The sequence below is a fragment of the Rhizobacter sp. P3_B12 genome (genome assembly GCF_056402895.1).
Window position 1 is genome coordinate 1 of the sequence record NZ_JBFUGN010000325.1, and the last position, 5,961, is coordinate 5,961.

6 protein-coding genes are annotated in these 5,961 nt (G+C 70.7%); 2 read left to right on the forward strand and 4 right to left on the reverse strand.

Annotated features, from left to right (window positions below):
* Positions 1-409 (forward strand): glycosyltransferase family 9 protein (locus tag AC1D01_RS17340; protein ID WP_477868379.1); only part of this gene is annotated, 409 nt, incomplete at its 5' end.
* On the opposite strand, the gene AC1D01_RS17345 is transcribed toward AC1D01_RS17340, so the two are convergent.
* The 4 genes from AC1D01_RS17345 to msbA are packed head-to-tail and all read right to left on the reverse strand — an operon-like array spanning position 390 to position 4,988.
* The gene (locus tag AC1D01_RS17345) at positions 390-1,478 is read right to left on the reverse strand and encodes a glycosyltransferase family 4 protein (protein ID WP_477868389.1); all 1,089 of its coding nucleotides are present in this window, start codon (positions 1,476-1,478) and stop codon (positions 390-392) included. The genes AC1D01_RS17340 and AC1D01_RS17345 overlap by 20 nt on opposite strands.
* Positions 1,478-2,359 carry a glycosyltransferase family protein gene (locus AC1D01_RS17350; protein WP_477868381.1) on the reverse strand — a complete coding sequence of 294 codons (882 nt, stop codon included), beginning with the start codon at positions 2,357-2,359 and terminating at the stop codon, positions 1,478-1,480. The genes AC1D01_RS17345 and AC1D01_RS17350 overlap by 1 nt, the downstream gene beginning before the upstream one ends.
* Entirely contained in the window at positions 2,356-3,177 is an 822-nt protein-coding gene (locus tag AC1D01_RS17355) for a glycosyltransferase family 2 protein (protein ID WP_477868383.1), read from the reverse strand. Before AC1D01_RS17355 ends, AC1D01_RS17350 begins: the two co-directional genes overlap by 4 nt.
* Complete coding sequence (msbA, locus tag AC1D01_RS17360) at positions 3,174-4,988, reverse strand: lipid A export permease/ATP-binding protein MsbA (protein WP_477868385.1); 1,815 nt, start codon at positions 4,986-4,988, stop codon at positions 3,174-3,176. Before msbA ends, AC1D01_RS17355 begins: the two co-directional genes overlap by 4 nt.
* Positions 4,989-5,044: 56 nt before the next feature.
* Between msbA and AC1D01_RS17365 the strand changes: the two genes are divergently transcribed.
* Positions 5,045-5,848: a glycosyltransferase family 2 protein gene (locus tag AC1D01_RS17365; RefSeq protein WP_477868387.1), complete on the forward strand. Its 804-nt coding sequence runs from the start codon at positions 5,045-5,047 to the stop codon at positions 5,846-5,848.
* Positions 5,849-5,961: the final 113 nt, after the last annotated feature.

Genomic DNA, 5,961 nt, shown 5'->3' on the forward strand with positions numbered 1-5,961 from the left:
CACCTACACCCGCTGGGTCGAGGTGCTGCGCGGCCTGGCCGCGACCGGCCGGGTGCCGCACATCGTGCTGATCGGCGCCGACAACGGTCTCGCGATGCGCGATGCGATCGTCGCCGCCGAGATCGGCCTGCCGCTGATCGACCGCGTCGGGCGCCACAGCCTCGGCGAGGTGCAGGCGCTGATCGACCGCTGCGCGCTCGCGCTGTGCGCCGACGGCGGTCTGCTGCACGTGGCCCACACGACCGGCACGCCGGTGGTGGCGCTGTTCGCCGGCGAGATCCTGCCGGCCTACCGCGTCACGCCGGCCAACCGCACGACGAGCCTGCACGGCCCCCGGCAGGTCGACGACATCGATCCGGAGGCGGTGCTGGCCGCGGCGCTGTCGTGGCTCAACGCGGCGCCGCGCTGAGGGTCGTGTCGAGCAGGCGCCGGTAGATCGCGAGGTAGGCCTCGGCCGCGCGGTCCCAGCGGAACAGCGCGGCATGGGCGCGGATCGCCAGGCCCGCGTGCAGCAGGCGCGGCGTCTCGGTCTCGATCGTGCGGCGCATCGCCTGCGGCTCGAAGCTGTCGAAATAGCCGGCATGCGCGCCGCCGATCTCGGGCAGGCTGGTCAGCCGCGACAGGAACACCGGCTTGCCGAAGTGCATCGCCTCCAGCGGCGGCAGGCCGAAGCCCTCTGTCAGCGACGGGAACACGAAGGCCTGGCAGTGCGCGTAGAGCCAGGTCTTCTGCGCGTCGCTCACCTCCTGCACCACCGTCACGTTCGTGAGGCCGCGCTCGCGCACCTGCGCGGCCAGCCGGTCCGAATCGCCGGTGCGCGGCCCGGCCAGCACCAGCGCCTGCTGCGGCCACAGCGCGGCCATCTCGACCAGGCTCTGCGGGTTCTTCGACGCCGCCATGCGGCTCAGGTGCAGCAGGTAGCGGCCCGGCACGATGCCGGGCACGGCGTCCTGCGCATGGGTGTTCAGGTCGCGGGCGCCGTTCGGGATCACCGTGACCGGGCCGCTCCAGCCGAGGTGGCGGCGGATGTCGCCCTCGACGTGGCGGGTCAGCGTGGTCACTTCGTCGAAGTGGCGCAGCCGGCGGCGCAGTTTGTCGAGTGCCTTGCGGGCTTCCGGCTCGGCGTCGTGATAGATYGGGTTCAGGTCGTGGATGGTCAGCAGCGAGTGCCGCGTGCCGAGGGGCGGGATGATGCGGCCGAGCTGGTTCAGCCCGTGCCAGACGTCGAAGCGGCGCAGGCCCGGCCAATGCAGGTAGCCCTGTAGCTTGTTCGTCGCCAGGTAACCGACCTGGTCGCCGAAGCGGCCGTGCCAGCGTACCGGCATGTGCAGGTCGAAGCGCACGCCGTGCTGCTCGCGCCAGGCCGGTGCGACGCGCGCGACGTGCTCGCAGATCTGCGTCGAGAACTCGCCGAGCCCGTCGCTCAGCGAGCCGAGCATGCCGAGGCTGATGCCGACGCGCCGTGCGGGAGTGGGCATCACGCGATCAATTTGTAGTGCTTGCGGCTCAGGTCGACGCCGAGCAGCCGCTCGACGCGCATCGACCAGCGGTGCTTGCGCTCGCGGCTCGTCAGCCGGTGCGCCGGGTCGGGCGCGAAGTGCTGCTCGGCCTCGTCGCGCAGCCAGCCGGCCATCAGCGCCGGGTGCGTGCCGGCATAGGGCAGCAGCGACTGCGGGTCGATGTTGCCGTAGTGCACCTTCGGCGCACCATGCGACCAGTACTTGCTCACCTGGTCGAGCTTGGCCTGCATGTAGTCGGTGCGGCGCACGTGGCCGTAGTGGTAGATGTGCGCGTTCGCCAGCGCGGCGTTCGGGTGCCGGCCGCGGCGGTGCTGGTCCATCACCACCCAGAACTGGCCGTCGGGCGCGTAGCTGCGGATCGTGTTGCGGATCAGCCGGCACTCGCGCCGGTACCAGGCCGGGCTGACCGCGAGCCAGTGCGGCGAGCCGTAGAAGTGCAGGTAGTCGAACACCAGCGCCTCGATGCGGCGGTCGGCGTGGTGGCGCTCGACCGACGCGCGGATCGCCGCCAGCTCGCCCTCGTGCAGCACCTCGTCGCCCTCGAGGTAGAAGGCCCAGTCGCCGGTGCAGGCGAACTGCGCGATCATCTTCTGCTGCGCGTAGACGAAGCCGCGCGACTCCATGCGCTCGTTCCACACGGTGTCGATCAGTCGGATCTTCGGGTCGCCGATCGCCAGCAGCCGCTCGCGGGTGTCGTCCTCGCCGCGGCCGACCGCGATCACGAACTCGTCGACCAGCGGCAGCAGCGAGCGCACCGAGGCCTCGAACGGGAAACCGAGCTTGACGCCGTTGCGCAGGAAGGTGAAGCCGCTGATCGAGGCCGAACCAGCGGCCGTCATAGCGTGTGCGACGCGAGCCGCGCCACCTCGGTCGCGCTCCACTTCTTCTCCATCGGGATCAGGCGCGCGGCGTCGGCGAAGGCCGGCGGGCGGGCGCGCAGCGTCACGCGGATGTAGTGGTGCACGAACACGTCGAGCGCGATGTGCAGCGGGCGGATGTCGCCGACCTCGACCGCGCGCTTCTTGGCCCGCAGGAACAGGTCGGCATCGGCGGCCTGGATGCGCTCGTCCCACAGCCCGATGCGGTCGATCGCGCGCCGGTTCATCAGCACCGAGTTGCCGACATAGCCCTCGATCACCAGGCCCTCGAACTGCTCGGCGCGCTCGCGGCAGAAGCGGTCCCAGTCGCCGTACATCCAGCGGTGCGACATGCCGAGCCAGGGTTGCTTGGCGCCGAAGAAGCGCACCGGCAGCGAGGCGCGCTTCCAGCGTCGGCGCAGCACCTGGGTGGCCTCGGGCGTCTCGACGCGCTCGATGCCGCACACCGTCAGCGCGTCGAGCCCGTGCAGCTCGGCGTTGGCGATCAGCCGCGTGTCCCAGTCGGGCGGCACGACGATGTCGTTGTTCAGGAACGCGAGCCAGTCGCCCTGCGCGACCGCGATGCCCTGGTTCTGCGTGTACGGGTAGGAGAAGTTCTGCGTGTTGCGGATCACCTTGGCGCCGACCGACTCGAAGAACTCGGCCGAGCCGTCGGTCGACGCGTTGTCGATGATGATCAGCTCCGAGGGCAAGCGGGTGCAGCGCTGCAGGTGCTCGACGAACCAGCGGTTCATCTCCAGCTGGTTGTGCACGGCGGTGATGATGCTCAGTCGGGTCATCCTCGGCTCTCCGATGGCGCGGCGTGGGGGGTGCGGAATTGCAGCGAATGCAGGTGGGCGAACAGGCCGCCCTGCGCGAGCAGCTCGGCGTGCGTGCCCTGCTCGACGACGCGRCCGRCCTCGAGCACCAGCACGCGGTCGGCGGCCTTGATGGTCGACAGCCGGTGGGCGATCACCAGGCTGGTGCGGCCCTTCATCAGCCGCTCCAGCGCCTCCTGCACGAGGCGCTCGGATTCGGAATCGAGCGCCGACGTGGCCTCGTCGAGGATCAGGATCGGCGCGTCCTTGTAGAGGGCGCGCGCGATCGCGAGCCGCTGCCGCTGGCCGCCCGACAGCTGGTTGCCGTTGTGGCCGACCAGCGTGTCCAGGCCCTGCGGCATCTCGTCGACGAACTTCAGCAGGTTGGCCGCGCGCAGCGCCTCGCGCACGCGGGCGGTGTCGAGCTGGCGGGCCTCTCCCTGGCGGGCGTCGTTCGGGACGGTGTCGCCGAGCGCCACGTTGGCCGCCACGGTGTCGTTGAACAGCACCACGTCCTGGCTGACCAGCGCGAACTGGCGGCGCAGCGCGGCCACGTTCCACTCGCGCAGTGGCCGGTCGTCGAGCAGCAGCTCGCCGTCGCTCGGCTCCAGGAAGCGCGGCAGCAGGTTCACCAGCGTCGTCTTGCCGGCGCCCGACGGCCCGACCAGCGCCACCGTCTCGCCGACGTTCAGCCGCAGGTTCACGTCGTCCAGTGCCGGCGCCTGGTCGGTCTTGTAGCGCAGGCCGACGTGGCGCATCTCGACGCGGCCCTGGGCGCGCCCGGGGTCGAAGCCGCCGCTTTCCTCGACCGGCGCATCGGTGATCAGCGCGACGCCGCGTTCCAGCGCGGCCAGCCCGCGGGTGATCGGCCCGGCCACCTCGGACAGGTGCTTGATCGGCGCCAGCAGCATCAGCATGCAGGTGATGAACGCGGCGAAGCTGCCGGCCGTGCCGCCGTAGTGGGTGCTCTGCCAGAGGGCCGCGACGATCACCGCCGACAGGCCGCAGGCGGCGATCATCTGTGTCACCGGCGTCATCGTCGCGGCCGCCATCGTCGACTTGATCGCGAGCCGGCGCAGCGTGTCGCTGAGGGCGCGGAAGCGGCCGGCCTGGCCGGCCTCGGCACCGTGCAGGCGCACGATGCGCCAGGCCAGCACGTTCTCCTCGACCACGTAGGCGAGCTGGTCGGTGGCCTGCTGGCCTTCGACCGTCAGCCGGTGCAGCCGCTTGCTGAGCTTGCGCATCACGAAGGCGACCGCCGGCACCAGCACGCCGACGAACAGCGTCAGCTGCCAGTTCATCCACAGCAGGTAGGCCAGCAGCGCGACCAGCGTGGCCGAGTCGCGCACCAGCGTCATCACCGAGCCGACCAGCAGGCCGGCGCCCGCCTGCACCTCGTAGGTGAGCGTGTTGGTCAGGCTGCTGGCGGTGTGGTGGCTGAACAGCGTCGGCTGCACCGTCATCAGCCGCTGGAACATCGCGGTGCGCAGGGCCTGGGTGCCGCGGTTGGCCGACCAGGCCAGGCCGTACTGCGCGATCAGCCCGGCGACGCCGCGGATGAAGAACAGCCCGATGATCGCGACCGGCACCATCCACAGCGGAATGCCATCGGCGGTGAAGCCCTTGTCGAGCAGCGGCTTCATCAGCGCCGGCATCACCGGTTCGGTCAGCGCGCCGATGATCGAGCCGACGATCATCAGGACGAAGCCCCGGCCGCTGTCGGCGAAATACGGCGCCAGGCGCTTCAGGCGGGCTTTCAGTGGCAAGGCAAGGGGCGGGGTGGGGGTGCTCATTCCGGGCGCATTATCGTTCGCCGGCACTGCCTACAATCCCGGCACCTCCACGCTGCATGCGCCTGTCGCCTTCCATGTCCGTTCCCAACCTGTCGGTCATCGTCATCACCCGCAACGAAGGCCACCAGATCGCGGACTGCCTGAAGAGCGTCGCGTTCGCCGACGAGTGGATCGTCGTCGACGCCGGCAGCACCGACGACACCCGCGAGCAGGCCGCGGCGCGCGGCGCCCGGGTGACCCGCACCGACGACTGGCCGGGTTTCGGCCGGCAGAAGAACCGGGCGCTGGAGCTGGCGCAAGGGCGCTGGGTGCTGAGCCTGGATGCCGACGAGCGGGTCAGCGAAGCGCTGGCGGCGGCGATCCGGGCCGCCGTGACGCCCGGTGCGGACCCCGCCGAAGGCCCCGCCGGCTACCAGTTGTCACGCCTGTCGCGTTTTTGCGGACAGTGGATGCGCCATGGCGACTGGTACCCTGACCGGGTCACGCGGCTGTTCCTGCGCGGGCGCGCCCGCTTCACCGACGACCTGGTGCACGAGCGGCTGGACGTGCAGGGGCCGGTCGGGCGCCTGCCGGGCGACCTGCTGCACGAGACCATGCCGACGCTGCACGACGCGCTGGACAAGATGAACCGCTACAGCAGCGGCCGCGCCCTCGACAAGGTGCGCGCCGGCGGCCGCGGCGGGCTGGGTACGGCGCTTGCCCATGGCGCCTGGGCGTTCCTGCGGGCCTACCTGCTGCGCCGCGGCTTCCTCGACGGGCGGCTCGGTTTCGTGCTGGCGGTCTACAACGCCGAAGGCACCTATTACCGATACCTGAAAATGGCGTTCGCCGACGCTGCCGGAACCAAGACCACAATTTGAGATCAGGACACTGGATGCTGAATCGACGTCACTTCTCCGTTGCCTCCGGACTCGCCCTGGGCGGGGCGGCCCTTTCCACGACCGTCACCCCGGCGTTTGCGCAGTTCCGCGTC

Excerpts from the sequence above, each read along its gene's own strand:
- AC1D01_RS17365 (WP_477868387.1), top strand. The coding sequence starts at position 5,045 with ATGCGCCTGTCGCCTTCCATGTCCGTTCCCAACCTGTCGGTCATCGTC.
- AC1D01_RS17355 (WP_477868383.1), bottom strand. The coding sequence starts at position 3,177 with ATGACCCGACTGAGCATCATCACCGCCGTGCACAACCAGCTGGAGATG.
- AC1D01_RS17350 (WP_477868381.1), bottom strand. The coding sequence starts at position 2,359 with ATGACGGCCGCTGGTTCGGCCTCGATCAGCGGCTTCACCTTCCTGCGC.